13 protein-coding genes and 4 tRNA genes are annotated in these 20,651 nt (G+C 41.3%); 7 read left to right on the top strand and 10 right to left on the bottom strand.

Going from position 1 to position 20,651, the window contains the following annotated elements; genetic code table 11:
* Nucleotides 1-75: 75 nt before the first annotated feature.
* A complete protein-coding gene (locus V7K30_RS18170) occupies nucleotides 76-597 on the bottom strand; it encodes a LabA-like NYN domain-containing protein (protein ID WP_196517317.1) in 522 nt (173 codons plus the stop codon).
* A gap of 749 nt (nucleotides 598-1,346) precedes the next feature.
* Between V7K30_RS18170 and V7K30_RS18165 the strand changes: the two genes are divergently transcribed.
* Nucleotides 1,347-3,716, top strand: coding sequence for a CHASE2 domain-containing serine/threonine-protein kinase (locus V7K30_RS18165; RefSeq protein ID WP_335001555.1), 2,370 nt, complete (start codon nucleotides 1,347-1,349; stop codon nucleotides 3,714-3,716).
* A 98-nt stretch (nucleotides 3,717-3,814) separates the two neighbouring features.
* Here the strand turns inward: V7K30_RS18165 and gorA are convergent, their stop codons facing one another.
* On the bottom strand, nucleotides 3,815-5,161 hold the full coding sequence (gene gorA, locus V7K30_RS18160; protein ID WP_335001553.1) for a glutathione-disulfide reductase: 1,347 nt from the start codon (nucleotides 5,159-5,161) through the stop codon (nucleotides 3,815-3,817).
* A 396-nt stretch (nucleotides 5,162-5,557) separates the two neighbouring features.
* Here gorA and V7K30_RS18155 point away from each other — a divergent pair, with 396 nt between their 5' ends.
* Nucleotides 5,558-5,824 (top strand): ribbon-helix-helix domain-containing protein, encoded by a 267-nt coding sequence (locus V7K30_RS18155; RefSeq protein ID WP_335001551.1) that lies wholly within the window; start codon nucleotides 5,558-5,560, stop codon nucleotides 5,822-5,824.
* Nucleotides 5,825-5,826: 2 nt separating this feature from the next.
* Here the strand turns inward: V7K30_RS18155 and V7K30_RS18150 are convergent, their stop codons facing one another.
* The gene (locus tag V7K30_RS18150) at nucleotides 5,827-6,093 is read right to left on the bottom strand and encodes a hypothetical protein (protein WP_335001549.1); all 267 of its coding nucleotides are present in this window, start codon (nucleotides 6,091-6,093) and stop codon (nucleotides 5,827-5,829) included.
* A gap of 371 nt (nucleotides 6,094-6,464) precedes the next feature.
* On the opposite strand from V7K30_RS18150, the gene V7K30_RS18145 reads away from it, so the two are divergent.
* Nucleotides 6,465-8,780, top strand: coding sequence for an NACHT C-terminal helical domain 2-containing protein (locus tag V7K30_RS18145; protein WP_335001547.1), 2,316 nt, complete (start codon nucleotides 6,465-6,467; stop codon nucleotides 8,778-8,780).
* Between the two features lie 224 nt (nucleotides 8,781-9,004).
* Here V7K30_RS18145 and V7K30_RS18140 read toward each other — a convergent pair whose 3' ends face one another.
* From V7K30_RS18140 to V7K30_RS18120, 5 genes are all read right to left on the bottom strand, one after another.
* Complete coding sequence (locus V7K30_RS18140; protein WP_335001545.1) at nucleotides 9,005-10,606, bottom strand: TROVE domain-containing protein; 1,602 nt, start codon at nucleotides 10,604-10,606, stop codon at nucleotides 9,005-9,007.
* A gap of 37 nt (nucleotides 10,607-10,643) precedes the next feature.
* A tRNA-OTHER gene (locus V7K30_RS18135) sits at nucleotides 10,644-10,770 on the bottom strand.
* Nucleotides 10,771-10,844: 74 nt separating this feature from the next.
* Nucleotides 10,845-10,973, bottom strand: a tRNA-OTHER gene (locus V7K30_RS18130).
* Between the two features lie 85 nt (nucleotides 10,974-11,058).
* A tRNA-OTHER gene (locus V7K30_RS18125) sits at nucleotides 11,059-11,188 on the bottom strand.
* Between the two features lie 61 nt (nucleotides 11,189-11,249).
* Nucleotides 11,250-11,383: transfer RNA gene (locus tag V7K30_RS18120), tRNA-OTHER, on the bottom strand.
* Between the two features lie 397 nt (nucleotides 11,384-11,780).
* Here V7K30_RS18120 and V7K30_RS18115 point away from each other — a divergent pair.
* Entirely contained in the window at nucleotides 11,781-12,509 is a 729-nt protein-coding gene (locus V7K30_RS18115; protein ID WP_335001543.1) for a hypothetical protein, read from the top strand.
* A 120-nt stretch (nucleotides 12,510-12,629) separates the two neighbouring features.
* Here the strand turns inward: V7K30_RS18115 and V7K30_RS18110 are convergent, their stop codons facing one another.
* Together V7K30_RS18110 and V7K30_RS18105 are read right to left on the bottom strand one after the other, a co-directional pair.
* Entirely contained in the window at nucleotides 12,630-13,775 is a 1,146-nt protein-coding gene (locus V7K30_RS18110) for a quinone-dependent dihydroorotate dehydrogenase (protein ID WP_335001541.1), read from the bottom strand.
* A gap of 14 nt (nucleotides 13,776-13,789) precedes the next feature.
* Nucleotides 13,790-14,206, bottom strand: a complete 417-nt coding sequence (locus tag V7K30_RS18105; RefSeq protein WP_335001539.1) for a hypothetical protein — start codon at nucleotides 14,204-14,206, stop codon at nucleotides 13,790-13,792.
* Between the two features lie 133 nt (nucleotides 14,207-14,339).
* Between V7K30_RS18105 and V7K30_RS18100 the strand changes: the two genes are divergently transcribed.
* The 3 genes from V7K30_RS18100 (at nucleotide 14,340) to V7K30_RS18090 (ending at nucleotide 20,650) form a co-directional block, all read left to right on the top strand.
* On the top strand, nucleotides 14,340-17,264 hold the full coding sequence (locus V7K30_RS18100) for a sensor histidine kinase (RefSeq protein WP_335001538.1): 2,925 nt from the start codon (nucleotides 14,340-14,342) through the stop codon (nucleotides 17,262-17,264).
* 52 nt (nucleotides 17,265-17,316) lie between these two features.
* Nucleotides 17,317-17,625 (top strand): hypothetical protein, encoded by a 309-nt coding sequence (locus V7K30_RS18095; RefSeq protein WP_335001537.1) that lies wholly within the window; start codon nucleotides 17,317-17,319, stop codon nucleotides 17,623-17,625.
* Nucleotides 17,626-18,817: 1,192 nt separating this feature from the next.
* On the top strand, nucleotides 18,818-20,650 hold the full coding sequence (locus V7K30_RS18090; RefSeq protein ID WP_335001536.1) for a vWA domain-containing protein: 1,833 nt from the start codon (nucleotides 18,818-18,820) through the stop codon (nucleotides 20,648-20,650).
* Nucleotide 20,651: the final 1 nt, after the last annotated feature.

Here is a 20,651-nt window from a genome sequence, read left to right as displayed (position 1 = left end):
TTTACTTGTGGCTCAATATATCTTCAACCTTAGTTTTTCTTTTACTCTTACCTTTGTAAATAATTGCTAAGGCTACTAACCTTCGGTTTTTTCTATTTGTTCTCTGATATCATTTAAATCTATATATCTGTCAGTAGCGTTCCGTAGCTCTCTAGCGATCATCCCTTCTGTTGACACTACCGTAATATGTGTATTTTTTGAGCGTAATAGTTCGATTGCTCTTTCAAAATCTCCATCGCCACTGAATAATACTACTCTGTCATACTGGTCTACTGTATTAAACATATCTACAACAATTTCAATATCTAAATTCGCTTTTTGCGAGTAACGACCAGAGGTATCATCATAATATTCTTTAAGAATTTTAGTTCTGACTGTATATCCTAAACTAATTAGAGCATCTCTAAAACCTCGCTGATCTTGTGGGTCTTTTAAGCCAGTGTACCAGAAGGCATTAATTAATGTTGTTTCTGATTGCTCATGTTTGAAGTATTCTAAGACTCGCCGCGGGTCAAAAAACCAGCCATTTTTTTGTTGAGCATAGAACATATTATTTCCATCTACAAAAATAGACAGACGATTCATTGGAGAACCCATACAAATTTACACCTAATAATATAAATGAATTTAGATGGAACAATAGATTATAGCAATTTTCAAATGCCTTGTTTGCTAATATCTATAAAGTAGCTCTTCATCTATAGCTTTTATCCTACCTCTTTCAAGGCATAAAAACGGTTGCAACATTGGAGTTGAGATCCTGGGTGCTAACCTTATTCACCTCCGGCACTGCAAGAGCCACGCTGTGATCAAAATCTACCAATAAAATTGAACCAGTAACAGCATTCATCGCTGTATAACACTAAAGTTTACTCCTAAAGAGGTATAGCATAGGCTTAGGGTAGGATATAAGTTGATGCCTATCTATAGGTAAAGCTGTCAGTATAAGGACACGCTTTGTGGGGAGTACCAATATTGCGCCAAAGACAGAAGACAGTCTTGGGACAGCTTCTGGTAAAACACCCAGTTAAGAGCGTACCTGTTGGTTAGGTTAGGGTAAAATCTCGCCACAACCAATTGCAGAAGCGAAGTAGATCCGGCTCTGATGTGTGAGACAATCACTAGTTGTAACTCACTTAACAGAAAAAGAATAAATTAGGCAGTATTAGGCAGTACCTGAGTAGAAATCTCTTGGGGGCTAGCTCTGCCAATAAAAGTTTGTTGATGAATAGAAGATACTTTACAAATGTATAAGATTGTCATTTAAGTCTTATTTGAATGTGCTTACACTAAAACGTGGTCTGAATAAATAAAAGTGTTGGACTTAAATCAATCAGTAACACGATATGGCAGAAGAACCTACATCTACCTTAACTAAAAACTATGTCTCTGCTGCCAATAGAGTGTCAAGTAAACCGACAAAAGTAACCTCGACAGTATCGGCTCGCCAGTCTAGGTGGATGGTTCGCTTAGGTCATCTCCTCGCTGGCGCTTGGGTAATGGGGGCAGCAGTGCTGAGTGCTTCTGGTGGGGAATTGGTTCAATTGATGGAAAATAAGGCGCTTTCTGGCTTTTTTCAACTGCGTGGGCCGATTGTGCCTCCAGAAGACATCGTAATTTTAGCAATAGACGATCAGTCAATATCAGTACCCGAACAGTACTATAAAACAGATCCGAAACAGTATGCCTATCTAGAAACACTGAAATCTTATCCTTATAAACGGGCTGCATATGCTCAGGTAATCACAAAGTTAATCAAAGCAGGTGTCCGCTCTGTAGCAGTAGATGTCGTTTTTGACACGCAAAGTAGTTATGGAGTTACTGACGATCGCCAACTCCAGGCAGCATTGCAAAAATATGGCAGCAAAGTTACCTTAGCAGCCGTCTACGAAAATTCCCAGACGCACCAAGGGTCTTTTATACAACTGATAGACCCACAGCAGATGTTTCGTACAGGGTCAGTGTCCATTGGCTCAGTTAATTTCCCCCTGGAGGTGGATGGTAAAGTTCATCGATTGGCAAGTGAATTTTCTAAGTTGTTAGCTGAAGATAATTTGATCGAGAAGCTACCCTCTTTTGATGAAGCAGCCCTCAGGGCAGGACAAGTAAATTATCCTCAACCAAAGGGCGATCACATTTATTTTTGGGGGTCTGCGGGTACATTTGAGCAAATACCCTTTTGGCACGTACTCGACCCGGAAAACTGGAATACCTATTTGCAGCAGGGAAAGGTATTTAAAGACAAGATAGTGCTGATTGGTGCAACAGATAAGTTAAACAATGATTATTATCCAGTCGCTGCTACCAACAGCAGTAAACCCATGTCGGGTGTGGAAATTCACGCCAATGCGATCGCAACTTTGATGCAAGGTAAAGCGATTGCCCCAGGAATTAAGAGTCCACCGTTGCAAGGTTTGTTTGTGCTAATTCTAGTTGGCAGTACAGCCTTGATGATTAACAGACGCAAACGTAGTATCAATAGATTTCTATATAGCCTTGCCTTGTCTGGTAGTTGGGTAGGAATTAGCTATGGGTTATTTGTCTATGGTCAGTTAATTTTGCCTACTACAGTACCAGTCATCGCGATCGCAATGATCGGACTTTCCTACCTGGGAACCTCATTAGTCAGAGAAAGCATCAAAAAACGCCAATTAGTAGACATTTTTCAGAAGTATAAAACTTCCACTGTTGTCCAAGAGATTATCAGCCAACAAGATGACTTCCAAGGACTAATCGAGCAACGAGATTTAGCCTTATCAGGGAAAGTCCTGGCTCGACGCTACAAAATTGTCAAAGTTCTCGGTTCCGGTGGATTCAGCGAAACCTATATTGCCGAAGATACCCAACGTCCTGGTAATCCGCGATGTGTTGTCAAGCAACTAAAACCAGCTAACACCAAACCCGAAGGATTGCAAATTGCTAGACGTTTTTTTAAGTCAGAAGCGCAAACACTCGAAAAATTGGGAACGCACGCTCAAATACCTCAACTTTTGGCGTATTTTGAAGAAGATGAAGAATTTTATTTAGTGCAAGAACAGATAATTGGTCATCCTTTAAATCAGGAACTCCCAGCAGGTAGAACAATTGATGAAATTGCAGTGATCAAAATTGTCAGGGATTTATTGCAAACATTAACATTTATACATAAAAATAACGTGATTCATCGGGATATTAAGCCCAGCAATATCATCCGGCGACATTCAGACGGTAAACTGGTGCTGATTGACTTTGGAGCCGTCAAAGAAGTCAGCACAAAACAGCTTGATCATCAAGAGCAAATCCCCTTCACCATTGGCATTGGTACTCAGGGTTACGCACCAAGCGAGCAATGTTTTGGGCGTCCACACTACAGTAGTGATATCTATGCAGTGGGAATGGTTGGGATTAAAGCCTTGACTGGTATAGCACCCCGTGAGCTAAATAGAGATACTGATGGAGAGATAAAATGGAGCGATGCCTACGGCGGTAAACTACGGGCGCAAATGAGCCACTCCCTAGCTAATATTCTCAGTAAAATGGTGCTGGATGACTTTAAACAGCGATATCAGTCTGCATCAGAGGCTCTTAAGGATCTTGAAGCTCTTGAAGCTTTTGACGATATTGTAAATTCCCAAAGCAGATACCCTATGCTACAGGATGACTTATTAATGAATACTTTAGACGATTTAGGCGCTCCCACAAAATCTTGCTCAGAAGGACAAGAGGAACAAGAATAATTGGGCACAAGGGCGGGGAGCAGAGAAAAAGGATTTTACCCCATACACCCCGCCCCCTTCTCTATTCGTGCCTTTTTCACTCGGCCCTGCACATGATTTTAATTTAACGACAAGAATTCTTCTCCTACCGTCGGATGAATGCCTATAGTTTCATCCAGGTCTTCCTTGGTAATGCCCTTGCGAATTGCCACGCCGAGACTTTGAATGATATTTGCTGCGTCTTCACCCACCATATGAGCGCCCAAAACTTGCCCAGAATCACCATTTAACACTAACTTTATAGTGGTTGGCTCATTCTGTTCGATTAGCTGATACAACAGTGGTTGGAACTGGGTGCAGCAGCATTGTACAGATTCACCAAATTTTTCCCGTGCTTTTGCCTCCGTCATCCCCACACTAGCCGCTTCTGGACGGCAAAAAACAGCAGTGGGCACATAATCATAATTCAGTATTTGCGGCTTGTTGCCAAAAACTGTATTGGCAAAGGCAATACCTTCTGCCTGAGCCACTGGAGACAATTGCACGCGGCTGGTGCAGTCACCCACAGCAAAAATGTTTTCTTGGCTGCTGCGGCTGTATTCATCTACTTTAATTGCACCATCTTCGCCAACTTCAACATGGGCATTTTCCAAACCAAGATTCTTGGTATTTGGAGCGTAACCTGTGGCAACTAAGATGGTATCTGCTGTAATTATTTCTTGGCTCTCACCACTAATAGTCAACAAAAAACCCTCTTCTGAGTATTTGATTTCTTGAGCAGTGCTGTTGGTGAATAACTTAATTCCCCGTTTGCTCAAACCCTGTTGTACAGCAGAGCGAATGTCATTATCAAACCCCGATAAAATCATCTCGTCTTTTTCAATCACCGTCACCTCGCAGCCGAAAGCGTGCATCATGCTGGAAAATTCTACGCCAATGTAGCCGCCGCCAATAATTGCTAAACGTTTCGGCAAATAAGGTAGCTGAAACATCTCGCGGGATGTGATGGCGTATTCTATACCTGGGATGTTGGGCTTGAGGGGTTGCCCTCCCACAGCAATTAAAATTTTGTCTGCTGTAACTTTGCGTCCATCAATATTGATAGTATGGGCATCGATGAAAGTGGCTTCTTGAGAAATCAATTCAATTCCAGCTTTTTGCAATTGCTGAAAATAGGATTGGTTAACCCTGTCAATATGCTGATGTACTGACTTAATAAATAATGTCCAGTCAAAGTATGTTTGACAGTCACTCCACCCATAACTGGGCGCTATTTTATTTTTCAGGGCGAAGTCAGCAGCGTAAACAATCAGTTTTTTGGGAACGCAACCGCGATTTACACAGGTTCCACCGATGGCTTCTTGTTCAGCAACAGCTACACGGATGCCGTAACTAGCTGCTTTTTTAGCTGCTGCCAATCCCCCAGGCCCAGCACCAATGACAAACAAATCGTAATCAAATGTCATAAAAATCTGTTCCTTTTTTACTTTTTGGAAAGCAGAGCTATTTCATCCCTTATAGTTATTCAAACAAAACTTCATCTACTGTCTTTGGGTGGACAATTTGGGATGAAACCAGGTTGATATGTAGCACATTGCCGCATTAATAGCAATTACATCCAAAAGGAACAGCGTAGGCGCAGCCCGCCGTAGGCATCGCTCGAATATTGCTAAGTTATATTACATTATGTTGTAAAAAAGGATCTTGTCTATTTTGCAAAAGGTAAATGTTTGCGATGCCTAGTTTGAGCGGGTATGCGATCGCGCTTTTGATCCAAAGCATATAAATAACAGCCTAATCTTCAGTTACAATCTCACCTAAGACTAAAATAGTTATGGAAAAACACCCTTGTAAATAGATATATGAATGTGTTTTTAAATCCAGAAATAGAGCAATTCATCCAAACTCAGATTGAAAGTGGTAAGTATGCTTCGCCAGAGGAAGTAATTGTTGATGCTCTGAGGATGTTTGCAGAAAAAGGTCACATTGAAGCACCAGTGCAGGTAAAAACACCTGAAGAATTGGGGTGGCCTTCTGGTTTTTTTGAACAGACGGCTGGTTGTCTACAAGATGATCCTGTAGTGAGATATCCGCAAGGTGAATATGAAGTGCGGGGGCAACAGCTTTGACCTTATCCCCCAGTTTGTAAAGGGTTGAGGCTGTAAACCCGCCATTTATTTTTTCGCAGGTGTAGAAAAACCAAAGTTGAGGAGCGCCAAGGATGGGGTTTACTCCTGATTTTATATAACTCTTGGCGTGAAATACCGAAGTGATGCTCTAACTGATCGGTTGACCATTCATAGCTTTCAACGACTGAAAAAGCTGGCTGCCAACCCTGCAAAGTTTTTTTAAGCAACTCAAGTTGAATTGCTTCTTGCTGTAAATTATTGTGACGCATATTAAATTATCCCTGTTTTGTGAGTTCAACTTTCAATATGTTGGTTCATAACTAAAAAATTTAGAATCCATAAAACCTCATTGAAATTCAGGAGTTATTAGATTAAGTAACCTCAGCAAACCTCAGAATTTCCTGATGAGGGGCATATTGTTTTGGCAAATTGCCTGCACTACCTGCCGTTGCGCTAACACATTGGAAAAAAAATGTGGGGCTATACAAACAAAGCTTGTCTACGTAAGCTTTATGGAGTTGTAGACTGACTTTACTTGTGAGGTTGAGGTTAAGCGATTCTATTTACCGTACATTGTTTGTAAAGAGAGATTCATATTGCCCATTACAATAGAAGATAAGTCTCACAACTTAAAACACCAATGGATGTTAATGAAGCTTTAGATTTTGCCAATAAATTAATTACTAACAAAACAAAAAAACCTCTAAATGATATAGAAATTAAAGTTTTTAGAGGGTCTTGGGAAAGTTTAACTTATGGACAAATAGATCCTCTTAGCCCTGGATATTTAGAGAAAGATGTTGGCCCAAAACTATGGAACAAACTATCAGAAGTATTAAAAATAAAAGTTACTAAAAAGACTTTTCGAGGAATAATAGAGGGACAATTGAGGGAGCAGCGATCGCACCTAGCCGCAAACCCTCAGCCTCAAAAGTCAGTCTCTGAGCTACCAATATCCAACAATTCTGATTTTGTGGGGCGTGAGGATGCGATCGCACACCTCAACATGCTGATTGACTGTAATGCAAAAGCCATTGGTATTTATGGCAAAGGTGGTATAGGCAAAACAAAACTGGCTTATCATTACTTCGAGACTCAAAAGCTAGAGTATTTGGAACTTCAAGTAGGAATGCAAGCTCAGTACATCACTTCTGTAAAAAGTTGGGTCAATGATCAGCTACGTCATCACTTTAAAGAAGAACCACAACAGGATTTCATCGGAACACTGGAGCAACTAAAGCGTAAGCTTCAGAACAAACCAGTGGGTATAGTGATTGATAATCTTGAAACTGCATTAGATGAGAATGGTAAGTTTAAAAAAGGCCACATTGACTATTTAGAGCTATTCATTAGAGTTTTAAATGCTCCTAATATCAAATCAATCACATTAATTACCAGTCGTCAGAGGCTCAATGAAGCTAAGTTGAGCTTTGTTGAAGCTTATCAATTACCAGAACTAGATGAGAGTGCATGGCAAAAATTTTTTAGCAGATTTGGTATTAATGTTAATTCTCCAGCTATGAGCGCAATCCACAAATCTTATGGTGGGAATGCATTATGTATGAAAGTTCTCCGAGAACCTATACAAACAAAATATAATGGTGACTTAGAGACTTATTGGCAAGACAATAAAAAATATTTATTAAAGGGCAACATAAAAGATTTAGTTACAAGTCAATTTGACCGTATACAAGATAATAATATTGATGCTTATAATCTTCTTTGCCGTTTAGGATTATTTAGCTATCAAAAAATACCTCATATTCCAAGAATGGCAATATTATGTCTACTTTGGGACGTAGGAGAAGAAGAAAAGCTACCTAGTATTGATTCTTTGGAACAAAGCCATTTACTAGAGTTCCGAAAGGGAATGATAGATAATATACCTGAGTATTGGCAAGATAATCTTGATTTACATGTTCTTGTTGCACAAGGATGGATGTTTGATTTACAAAAGCTGCAAAACGAAGTGAAATTATCAGTGTTTCGACCAGCAGGATACTCTCTACATAAAGTTATATGGGAAGAAGCTAAGTCAAGGCTTAATTTAAGCAAACAATCAATAGACTATTTACTATTTTCCTTGAAAGAGCAAGTTGATAAATTCCTCAAATCATCTAAAAAAGTACAAGAATTTTTAAATTTTATATATCAAAAACAGCAAGGTTTTTTTTGCAAATTTATTTATAAAAAAGCTTGTATCCGTTCTGCTTATATTGAAGTAGCTGTAGACATATTTGGGAATTTATCTAATGAAATTGATCCCAGATTTGAGCTAGAAAATGTAGGAATGTGTCATTTTTTGGATATGCATTTATCTATTGAGCTAGATATTACTTTTGAAATTGCTCAGGACATCAATAGTATTCTTACATTCTTATATTGTTTTGATCCAAAATCTCTATTTTGGGAACTAAGCAATACTAGTGATTTAAGTGATATAGACTTTTTTTTAGAAATTTTACCTGGTATTAAGCGTGTTCTCAATCATAAACTACAAATAAATCCAGAGTTATATCAAGCATTACAACAAATTCAATCTCTTCTACCTGAAAATGTTGGAAAGATAAGTTTTTACCGTAGCTTATTGCATATAGTTAAACCTGAGTTAATCCCAATTAGTCGAAAAATTCCAATCGTATTACTGAAAGAATTTAAGGATATTTGTGGATCTCAGTTGCGTGGAAGTATAGAAGAATTTGAGAAATGGTTTCAAATTAATGGTCAAGAATGGCTTGACAAAATTGCAGAAATCATGTCAAATATTCCACGGATCAATATTAGCACTGATTGGCAATTCAGCGTTCAAGAAAAGCAACAACTCAAGGAATACTATGATGCTAATAGATTATTAGTTGACTGCCTCAACAGTGCTTCTGAGAAAATGCGATCGCACATCGAAGACACCCTACTCTTACCCATCGCTGAAATAGAAAAACGACCATTCAAAAATTAAATCGCCTTCTTATTTGCGTCTTTGTGTAAGTCCTGAATCAAACAAAGGCGGGTGCGGGGTTTGAACCCGCTAATCCCCACAATGGTGGAGATGTAACCGATAACCCTAAATTCTTGGCTGACGCCACGCTTCGCGAACGTCCCCGAAAGGCAAGTTGCGAACAAGGATAACCCGCCATGAAGTATGAAGGATAAAGTTTTTCATCCTTTACCCTTCAGCAATATCTACAACTCATCTGTAGCTAGCATTTGGATGATCCGAGGCGTACCCGGATCAAACCCTGCCAAATCCCAAGACAGCGAATCTTCAGGATCTACCAAAGTAATTTGGTAAGGTGTCAAGCTGACATACACCGCCTTGACGTTGGGATTTATCTTTTTGCGGTACTGCTTCAACGCTTGACTTGGATGCTTATTCCCAGCCCAGCTTTCTGAGTCAGTCCAAAAGCAGACTACATCAGCTTTGAACTTATTCTTAATCATCCAGTCGTAAGCCACAGATGCATCAGTTCCACCGAAGTTTTGGTTGCTAGCTTTGCGAACCGCAGAACTAAAACTATCTTTGGCGGTGATACCTAATTCCCGAAATTCCGTAGCAAAGCCGCGAATCATGTAGTTTTTCTCTGCTTTTGCTGTTACTAGCGCCATTGTGGTGGCAATTTCACAACAACTCAGCCCCATATCTGCAACCAAGCTACCCATAGAACCAGAAACGTCTACGGCGTGCATGAACACTTTACCTGTGGGCTTCACAACATCAAAAGATAGTTCAACCGCCTTTTCTAAAATGTCCACAATCCGAGGAACTGGGTTCCAAGTTTTCTTACTGCGTCCTAATGTTCCACCAGATTCATAAGTCTTGAGTGCTTTCAAAACATCAATCGGATGGATGCGACCTTTACGCAGATGTTCTCTGCGATTAAGAACTGCTTCCACTTGCAGCAAATTGGCGCTTTCATCGGCTCGCAACACACCCAGTTCAGTTAAAGAACCCAAGTTACGCAGCATTGCACCTATTGGCATTTCCTGAAATAGTAGCTGCCAAGCTTGCTGATCCATTTTGCCCACAGGTGCAGCCATTTCGTGGGTTAAGCGTCCTTGAGAAATAGCTTCATGGGTTTGGGTCGGATTTCGCTTCAGCCACTCATACCACCAAATCTGCGCCAACGCCTCTGAGGGAATATCTGCTGGTAATTCTTCCCAGCCTCTAACTACCCACTCAAATAGTTGACGGTGATTTTCTGTAGGCGGTTTGACATGGAACAACCGCAACGCATCTCGGTGGGAGAAGCCTTGACGCTGTTGATATTTCAACAGTTGATAAGCTAAACCCTTGACATCTTCCCTTGAGAGCCAAGTTTTACCAGCTTCCCGTACTACTTTGCCAAATCCCCGCAAAGATTTGGTGTAGTTCAACCATTCGTAGAAGTGGCTACCAGTGCGGACAATTTGCGGGAAGATTTCACCAAACGCCTGTTTTGCTGCTGGTGTTTCACCCATCGATAGCAGCACCAAAGCCAAGATAGGCGCACTATTATTGATGGCGCGTCCATCGCTAGCATACAAAATTTCTTCCGCTACACGGCTGGGATTTTCGGCAACAGCTTGTCTGACAACTGCCACAAAATCTTCAGTTAATTCCTGTTTACCAGCGTAGTAAGTGCTTTTTGCTGTGCCAACCAAAAGACAGCGACGCAGCATTTTCCAAATACCAGCATCAAACATAAAGCCGCCGGAACGTCCCTGAATCATCTCTGCTTCCCGTCCGGGGATAGGCTGATTTTGTGGTGTAGTTGTTTTCTTTTTAGTGAAGAAGTTGTAATTCATCGCTTCATCTCCCGGCCCTTGGGGGCAAAAATGAAAGGTGGCAGAGCAGGATTTGAACCTGCGACTTCCGGCTTAACAGGCGATAACCCTAATTCGTCGGCCTTTTCAGGCAAGGTGTGAAGAAGGATGTTTTTCGGCGCTCTACCAAACTGAGCTACCTACCACATGAAAATTTTGGATTTTGGATTTTGGATTTTAGATTTTAAATTTAATCCAAAATCTAAAATCTAAAATTATTTGGTGTAACGGAGCGGGATTTGAACCCGCGACCTCTCGAACCTGATTCGATAACCCTAATTCGTCGGCCTTTTCAGGCAAGGGGTGAAGAAGGATGTTTAGCGCTCTACCAAACTGAGCTACCCGCCACATATAAAGTTAGGAGTTAGGAGTTAGGAGTGAGGAGTTAAACATTTAAAACTCCTCACTTTTAACTTTTCACTCAGTACTGAATTTGGTGTAGTGGAGCGGGAATCGAACCCGCCACCTCCCGCTTGGCAGGCGATAACCCTCAATTCGTCGGCCTTTTCAGGCAAGGGGTGAATAAGGATATTTAGGCGCTCTAACCACTGAGCTACCCACCACATGAAAAATTTTAGATTTGAAATTTTAGATTTTAGATTCAATCCAAAATCTAAAATTAGTTTGGTGTAGCGGAACAGGATTTTTACCTGCACCTCCAGAAGTTGGATCAAGGGTGTTTTAGTTATATGCGATAACCCTCGATCTGTCGGCCTTTCCGGGCAAGGTGGGCGCTCTGCCATTTGAGCTATCCGCTACTGGTGAAAGCTAACTCCCTAATGAAAGTTTACTTGTATTATTAATGTAGTATACGGATTATTTGTTGTCAAGGGGCTGGCAAGCTAATTTAGAATTATTGTTTTGCAAAGAGAATTCTGAGCGGTACAAGCAAGCCGTCGCTCAGAATTTTGCGGGGATATTATCTGAGATGTATTGCGATCGCTCTTGTCAAAACCCTCTTATTTTCTCTTGAAAAAACTTCTGCCCGATCGCAGACCAATATTAAAGAAGTTCCAGTTTCACAAGGCTATAACACCTAGCGAGTAAAGGTTTTGCCAGGAAATTTGCCACAAATTTGCCAAAAGATACAAAAAAGTACTCAAATTTTTGCCAATATAATATATTATTTCCTAAAATTCACTTGGCAAAAATCGGTATGAGTGAAAAACCGATAGAAGGTAATGGTAATGCTTTTCTCGTTCTACTTTTGCCCATCTCGTTTTTGATTATTTTCCTGGTTGCTACCTGGAGAATTTTACTGGCGGTAATTTTCCTGGTAATTGGCTTCAAGCTTTGGCAGGAATATCAATGGCAACAGTGGACTGTGCGAGTTAATCCAATTTTTCATCAGTTGGTTCGCGAAAATCAGGGCAGACTTACGCCAATGGACTTGGCAATCAGGGGCAATTTTCCTGGAACAACGGCAAAACGCTACTTAGATACTAAAGCCTCGGAATTTGGGGCCAGTATACTGAACTCTGAAGATGCAGGGCAGTCTTATTACTTTATAACTGCCAGCATTCTCGGCAATATTCTTGATAGTAGTGAGCCTGTTAAAGAACTTCCTGCTCAACCAGTTACTAAAACTGCGCGATCGCTCCTAGCACCACCACCACCAACGCCACAGGAGGAAGAACTAGAAACCGAATCACTTCCACAGCCAAACCATGAGGAAACTAAACGATCGCTAGAAAAACAGTTAGTTTTTGGCTCTCTGATCCAATCTGAACTTGCCAAACGGCTAAATGTCTATTCCAGCACGGTTTATAAACGGCGAAATGATCCAGAGTTTCCTGAGTGGAGTCGCAGCAAAGACCCTGATGGTATTGCCTGGTCATACTCGGAAAAAACTAAGGAGTTTTTCCCACTGGAAGAAGAAGGTTAAACAATTCAAAAATCAAAAGTAATCAGCACTTACGCAAAAAAGTTCTGAAGTAGCGGTAATTCATGAATTACCGATACGACAAATCAGGTTTTTGAGACAATTTTGCGTAAGTCCTGGTAATTAATATTTTTGATTTTTGAATTCTAAACCCACAGCTTCGTTGATGGAATTTAATCCGTTTTGTTCTAGCTTTGAAAGCAAACCTAAAAGAATCCGGCGTACCATCAGTGGGCCTTCGTAAATCCAGCCTGTATAAATCTGAATCAAGCTAGCACCAGCAGTAATTTTCTCCCAAGCATCTTCAACAGAAAAGATGCCACCAACGCCAATAATCGGGATTTGTCCTTGGGTTTGCTGCCAAATAAAACGAATCACCTCAGTGGAGCGATCGCGCAATGGTTCACCGCTAATTCCGCCAGCTTCATCCTGGGGTGATTTGCCAGTTTGGTCAATTACCTGGGTTTTTAGTCCATCACGGCGGATGGTGGTATTGGTGGCGATAATTCCTGCCAGTTGGTAGCTTTTAGCCAGAGTTATAATGTCAGCGATCGCCACCCAATCTAAATCTGGCGCTATCTTGACAAAAATCGGTTTTTGTGTAGTATTTTCTTGTTGCAATAATTCTAAGATGGCACTGAGCATAGAAGCATCTTGGAGCGATCGCAACCCCGGTGTATTGGGGGAAGAGACATTAACAACAAAATAGTCTCCCAAATCCTTGAGTAAGCGAAAACTATCGAGATAATCCTGTGCGGCTGCTTCTAAGGGAGTTATCTTAGATTTACCTAAATTTATCCCTATAGGTATTGACTGGGTTAACTCATGCTTTTCTTGTGCTAATCGTGCCGCCATTGCTGCTGCACCACGATTATTAAAGCCCATGCGATTGAGAGCAGCTTTATCCAACGGCAAGCGAAACAAACGGGGACGCGGATTTCCTGGCTGTGCGTGAAAAGTTACAGTTCCCAATTCCGCAAAGCCAAAACCCAGGTTAGACCAAATGCCAGCAGCGACTCCATCCTTGTCAAAGCCTGCTGCTAACCCTACGGGATTTGGGAAGTTTAGCCCAAACAAATTTTGTTCTAGGCGTGAATCGTACAGGCACAGGGATTTTTGTAGGCGGCGGTTTACCCAATTAGCAGGGGAGCTAATATTCCTTTGCGATAGCCAGCTAAAACTGCGAATCGTCTGCTGGTGTAACCACTCTGAATCGGTTTTTACCAGATTGAACAAAAGCGGACGAATGGCAAGTTGATAAATATCCATCTCAATCCTTAACACTACGCGAATTCGGTAGACTGCCGCGCTTGCTCTTTAGCTTGTCGGAGTTCCTCTTTAGCTTGTCGCAGTTCCTCTTTAGCCTGCCGTGCTTCGTCTTTAGCCTGTCGGAGTTCTTCTTTCGCTAGCCGTGCTTCTTCAGCAATCTGCCGCGTTTCTTCGGCAGTCGCCCTGACTTTTTCAGCAAGCTGTCGCGTTTCTTCGGCAGTCTCCCTGACTTCTTCAGCAAGCTGTCGCGTTTCTTCGGCATACTGCCTCATTTGTTCAGCAAGCTGTCGCTGATCCTCTTGGGAAAGCCTGACATTTTCAGCAGACTCCCGCTGCTTCTCTTCCGAGAGCCTAACATCTTCAGCAGACTCTCGCTTCTCCTCTGAGACTTGTCGCTGCTCCTCTAGAGCATCAGCTGAAGGTTCACCCATTTCCTTAGCATTCCATAATGTAATTTTTACTAACTTGTTACTTATAACTTTCAGCAAACACCTGTGGCCATATTAGTCAAGGTGCTTTTCTGGGCATCTTATATATTACAAGTTATGTAAACCAATAAATCAGATGGGGCAGCCGCAAAAACCTATAGCCGCCGAACAGCAGATCCTCTCCTTGGGACGCGTCCTCCAGAGCCTTAGGGAAGAAGATGATGTTGACGTTCTGATTGAAACTACTATTTCTTATCTCAAGGAACAGTTTGACTACAGACTGATTTGGATTGCTCTTTACGATCGCCTGAATCACATATTATTCGGCAAAGGAGGCATCACACCTGATCATGACACGAGCTTTTTACGACAAAGGGTTGTTCTCAGTCCTGGGGATTTATTAGAGCAAGTAGTGATTGAACAGCATCCCTTGGGCGTAGCCGATTTGCAAACTGAAATTCGCGCCGGAGATTGGCGAAAAATTGCCGAAAAATTCCACATCCAGGGAACGATTATTTTACCAATTCGCTATAAAGACCGTTGCTTGGGTTTGTTGTTGCTGGGTTCAGAACGCTGGGGCTACCTACTCACAGGGGAAGCAAAAGCCCGTTTGATGATGGTTATAGGCGAACTGGGGGCAGTGCTTTATCAAAATGAGATGGATTTGCACCACAAGCAAACCAAGAGAACCGACGAGCCATTATTAGAATTACTGGAAAATTTACGCACCCTCACTAACCTTAATCAAAGACTTGAAGCAGCGGTGCAAGCAACTCATAAATTTGTCTCCCCCAACCGGACAAATGTTTACTGGTTTGAGCGGGAAGGGCGCTACTTTTGGTGTCGGATGAGCAATCAGCTGGTCAAACTTGATCGCAATTCCAGCAGTCAGCAAGCAGCAGGAATGACTGTACAGGATTTGAGCGACTTTTATTATGCTTTGGCTGTTAACCAAATTGTCTCGATTGGTGATGCACGCAGTACTTTAAAGAGCCATTTTACGGCAAAATTGCTGCAACGGCTGAAGGTGCGATCGCTCTTGGCAGCTCCGATAATCTGGCAAAAGAACTTAGTAGGTTTTCTGGCGGTGGAAAGCAATGAACCTCGGATATGGACGGAGACAGACAAAAATTTCGTCCAGGGTGTTGCTGGCTTAATCTCCCTGGTTGCATCTACCGAAAGCATGGAAAGCACTATCAAACAGATTCAAGAGGATGCTCAACTGACTAGCCAAGTTGCCCAAGGTATTTATAGCGAACATGACCTTCAGGAAACTTTACACAGCTGTGCAAAAAGAGTTTTAGCTCGACTAGCTGCTACGCGATTTTTGCTGTTGCAGTATGACCCGGAGGAGAATAATTATCAATTTATTTACCAAAATCAGCCCCATAATCGCCGACCGTTGACATTTACGCTTCATACTCTCAAAGAATTAGATGGGCAGCTTTTGCAACGTTCAACTCAAGCGGTGGAAATTGAGAACTTAGATGAAGATTTACGCTTTTTTAACTGGCGTCCGCCTTTACTAGAAAATGGTGTGCGATCGCTACTCATTTGTAAATGCGCTCAAGGTCATATACCACCAGCACTTTTGGTCATCACTCACGAAACCCATCGTTCTTGGACAACTCTGGAAAAGGAATTACTGTGGGCTGTTAGTCAACAGATTGGTGTAATTGTTCGTCAGTGGCAATTGCACAACCGCACTACTCAGCAGCAAAAAACTTCCCAGGCATTTGAGCAATGCTTACGCATCCTGACACAATCCCAGAATAGCAAAATCGAGGTCAAAAAAAAGCATTTAGAACGGACAGCACTCGAACAAATAGCATCAATTTTGGGCTGTCCCCTAGCGGTACTGCTATCCTGGTCGCCTGGTGAAAGTTGGGCAGAAATTATCCCTGGAGTGATTGACGATAGTCAATTTGGGATTTTTTCCGATGCATCTATTCCTATCCAGGCTGAAGCTTTAATTCAGTGGGCACTTGCTACGGAGAGTTACCTGACTTTGAAGGTAGATAATTTACTCCCGGAAACCCGGAAATGGTTGAATGCTCCAGACAAAGGTCAAATTTTCGTGATGGCATTACGTACCAACGCTGATTATGAAACCACGGGTGTAGTGTTGTTAGCAGACTATCAAGCGCGTCGCTGGTCAGAACAAAACCTTAGTGCGACAGTAACTCTGATTTCTCAATTAGCCTGGTGGCGTCGTGAAAAGCAAATTACCCGACTTCTAGAATCCACAACAGAGGAATTACGACAACTCAACTGGTACAAACATCGTCGCTTAGAGGAAATCCAAAGAATAACGGCCTTATCCCTTAAACAAATACATGATTTGGGCATTCCTGCTAATGAACTTACTCAGATGCGCTATCAGCTATTACTGCGGCAGTTAGACCACACAGCCACCTCAATGAGTGGAATGCTAAAACTTGAGCATTGGCAGCTACATATCAGTTGGGAAACGATGTCCATAGCCAGTTTAATGAAGCGATCGCTTGAACGCATCGAGAATTTACTTAAACAACAAAAGCTGTGGATTGGTGTACATGGTTTGGGACAACCGATTGAGGATCAAGAATCGCCAAAGAACTCTTCGTTAGCCAGAGGCGTTCCTAGTTCAAGCGCTCAATCCGCAATGGCGATCGCTGGTGATATTGTCAAAATTGAATTAGTTATCCATGAATTATTGCTTACTGCCTGTAACCGTTCTCAAACCGGAGGCAGAATTGATATTTGGTGTCGCCGTTTAGATGCGTCAAAACCCTCAGATGCAAAGCATTCTTCTGCAAGTGTAGGAGATGATCATCAGACATCGCTAGAACTGTCGATTACATACAACGGTGCGATCGAACCACAGTTACTCACAGAACTACATGATAATACACCCAAAGATGTGCTTGCTCCCTCCAACCTCGACCAACCACCAGGTTTACATCTGCTAATCTGCCAAAACCTCATGCAGGAGTTGGGAGGAGAGTTGAATTTCTATCAATTACCAGATAATCGGGTAGTTAGCCGCTTGCTGTTACCGTTAGTTGGTCATAATTCTTAGTATCTTTTTTCAAAATAAGTGTCTGAAAATGAGCTTGAGTTAAGAAAAAATTTTGACATCTTTATATAAAAACCAAGTCGTAGCCCAAAACAGCCCGTCAGATTCTCAACTTTCTCCTATGAATGTTTTTCCTACAGAGCCTGCACCAAATCCTGAAGACAGTAAACGGCAACTACCTCCTTTAAATACCGACTCGTTACTAGGTCTTCCATCTCCAGCAAATCCGACTGCTGATATAGGTGAACAAGTTGCAGCAAAAACAGCACTAGAGATAGTAGCAAAACGCTTTAAAGCAATTAACTCAAAAGTTATTAAGTCTAGTTTAATGAGCTATAAAGAAGCTCTACAAAAATTACCATAACCTGTAGAAGAAGACTATCTACTTTCTAAAACTCAGGTTCGACTAGTGGAAATTTCGGGAACTTTTCAAGGAAGGGGTCGCTCCCCTCGGCAAGGAGTACCGACACCCACTCGGACTTTCACAAAAGCTTACATTATTTTAAGGGGGCGGATGGCTTTCTATTAGGTACAACCCTTTTAACATAGCTTGAAATATTAACGCCGACTTAACTTAACTTATTGACTACAAGCATTAACAATTTATCCTTATCACTGTCAAGGCTATAGGACTTACGCACTGAAAACCTGAAACCTCGATCCCCCTAACCCACGCCAGTCGCTCCACTTGGGGAGACCCCAAGTGGAGCGCTGGCTCCCCTTAAAAAAGGAGGATCTGAAAGAGCCAACTTTTTAAGGGGGTTGGGGGATCTCTTCTGCGTAAGTCCTGGGCTAATTAAACGGAAATATCAAATTATCTTGGCAATTATCTCAATTAATTTCTATATATTTACTGACTTCACCAAGAGGTCAGCTTTGAGTTTTTAATGAATTTAATATCTACAAAAAACGTGACATTCTTTTTAAAAATAGTTAATATGTAACTTGATAAAACACTGATCAAGATCATTCCTTTTGAATGTAATAAAAATTCACATTTCAAGTTACAAATAATTAACCAGCCCGAAATCGGTAAAATTGTCTATAAAATCGGGATATTAATGGGATTTACACAAGAAGAATTAGCAATTTATCCTTAGCGTTGCTTTACCAACAGTGAACCGTTGGGAGAATAAAAACAGCAATATTTTAAGGATTGTTGTGCAGTGGATTGAAGTTTTAGTAGAAAAGCTTGGTTAAAAGGTCAAAATATATTGCCTCAATATCACCAAAATATTTCGTATTTAGCATAAAAGCTTAAACATAAATTTATTTTTTAATTGTATATCGTGTTTATAAATTTATATAGCCAATTAAATTCTTATATCGGTTTTGGTATGGCAATAGCAGCTTAAACATTCATTTTTAGGTAATGAGATGAAATCAATACATCAAATCATAACTGTCAGGTTGTCAATTCTAACTTTCCTGCAAAGAGAAATATATGGATGGTATAAAAATATATTTACAAGTATCAAGCGGCTGAAATATCAACTCTTAAACTATCGCTTTAAAGAAGACCAATATAAAATCTATCTGCCTGGAGAAATCTATCAATGAGTTTTAGATACTTCAAGCATTGTTTGAGATTTAGTTCAATCCAAAGCATTATTGTTTTGGCTCTAATATCAATTTCTAACTTGTGTGGTGCATCTGCTCAAACTACTCCTAAAGGGGGAATTGACTGGATTTTAGTAGTAGATACTTCTGCTTCCATGCGTGGTGTTGGTGGAACGAAAAATATTTTTGAACCAGTAAAGAATTCTGTTACTGAATTTGTTAACACGGCCAGATTAGGCGATACAGTTACTATCTATACTTTTGATCAAGATGTCACCGTAAATGCCAATGATGTCAGTATTACCAGTAATGCCGATAGGGGGAAACTCAAGGAAATAATTAGCTCACTTCAAGCTCAAGGTATGCGGACTTATACAGGTAAGGCTGTGCAAAAGGCTTTGCAACATTCTGCCCTGTTAAACAAACGTGCTGATGCTCTTGGTCGGACTGTCAGTATAGTATTTTTGACAGACGGAGTAGAAGATGTGCGTGGTATTCCTAATCCTATTTCTATTCCTAGCAATACTCAACTTTTACCTGATCAACAATGCAAGCCCTATATATTTTTTGTGTCTTTAGGATTAAAAGAACACGAAAAGCAGCTGAATGACTTTGCTAGCAATCCAGCGCTTTGTGGGAAGGGACAGGTATTGCGAGATCCTGGAGGAGTTGAACTCAATAAACTGGCTGAAAATATCCGGCCAGTGCTGATTACACCCAAGCTTGATGTTAATTTACCCACTGCCAATTTGCAGCCAGTATCACCTGGAACAACAACTGAACCGCTCAATATTAACAGCATCAGTAATGTCAGTGGTAAGGTAAGTTTGCAATTGGAAGACCCCAAGCAAAGCGGTATTCGCTTAATTCCACCCGATCGCACCATCGACTTAGTTGCGAATCAAGCAACAGTCATTCCCGTGCGTTTAGAGATACCAGCAGAGGCAAAGGGGGGCGCTAGTAGCTTGCGCTTGGTGTTGATAAGTGCAGATCAAGCGATCGCACCGATTACAATTGACCTACCTGTAACCATTAAGTCGAAACTACAAATACAACCTACACGGATAGATTTTGGGTCAACAGAGGTAGGGAAAACCACTGAAACCCAAACTTTGGTAGTTCGCACCAATATATCTGGAACAGCCAGCTTACAACTACAAGGCAATTCCAAAGACGTTTTTATCGCAGAACCTTCAGCAGCCATATCCTTCCAACCAGGAGAAACTAAAATTCCTGTGCAGTTGCAGGTTACTGACAGTAGTTTTGCAGGCAATCGCAACTTCACCTTAGTCCTGACCCCAGATAACTCAATTGCTAGTCCTGTGAGTACGGAAGCTCATCTGCTTATTTTGATGCCATTGGGACGAAAAATAGTCATTTGGTTGCTCTTAGGGCTGCTGGTGTTGTTAATTACCCTGATAGTAGTTTGTTTGATCCAACGTAAAACCCCCTTGGAATTAGTCGAAGATTTCCGTACCCGCAAACGCTTAGAAGGAGCATTGGTAGTGCTAGAACCACTGCCACAATCATCCCAAGACGAAGAGATTAGTCTTACTCATCTCCAGAAGGGGAGAGTATGCTTGAGTGATTTGATACCAGCCATTGCTGCTACAAATTCTGATGCCGAATTAGTCACAGTTTGGCGAGCAGGCAAAAAGAATATAGATTTGCACTGTTTGAAAGGTGTAATTTTTGTCAATACTAAAAAGATAAATACAGATGAACTTTACAACGAGGACATCATCGAGATTGACAACGTTAAGCTGCAATTTAACTGGATTGAACACCAAAGACCCTCTGAGTCAAGCAGTGGGCAGACAAACTTTTGAA

Source organism: Nostoc sp., assembly GCF_036917655.1.
Lineage (GTDB): Bacteria > Cyanobacteriota > Cyanobacteriia > Cyanobacteriales > Nostocaceae > Nostoc.
This window is presented reverse-complemented; position numbering and strand designations above follow the sequence as displayed.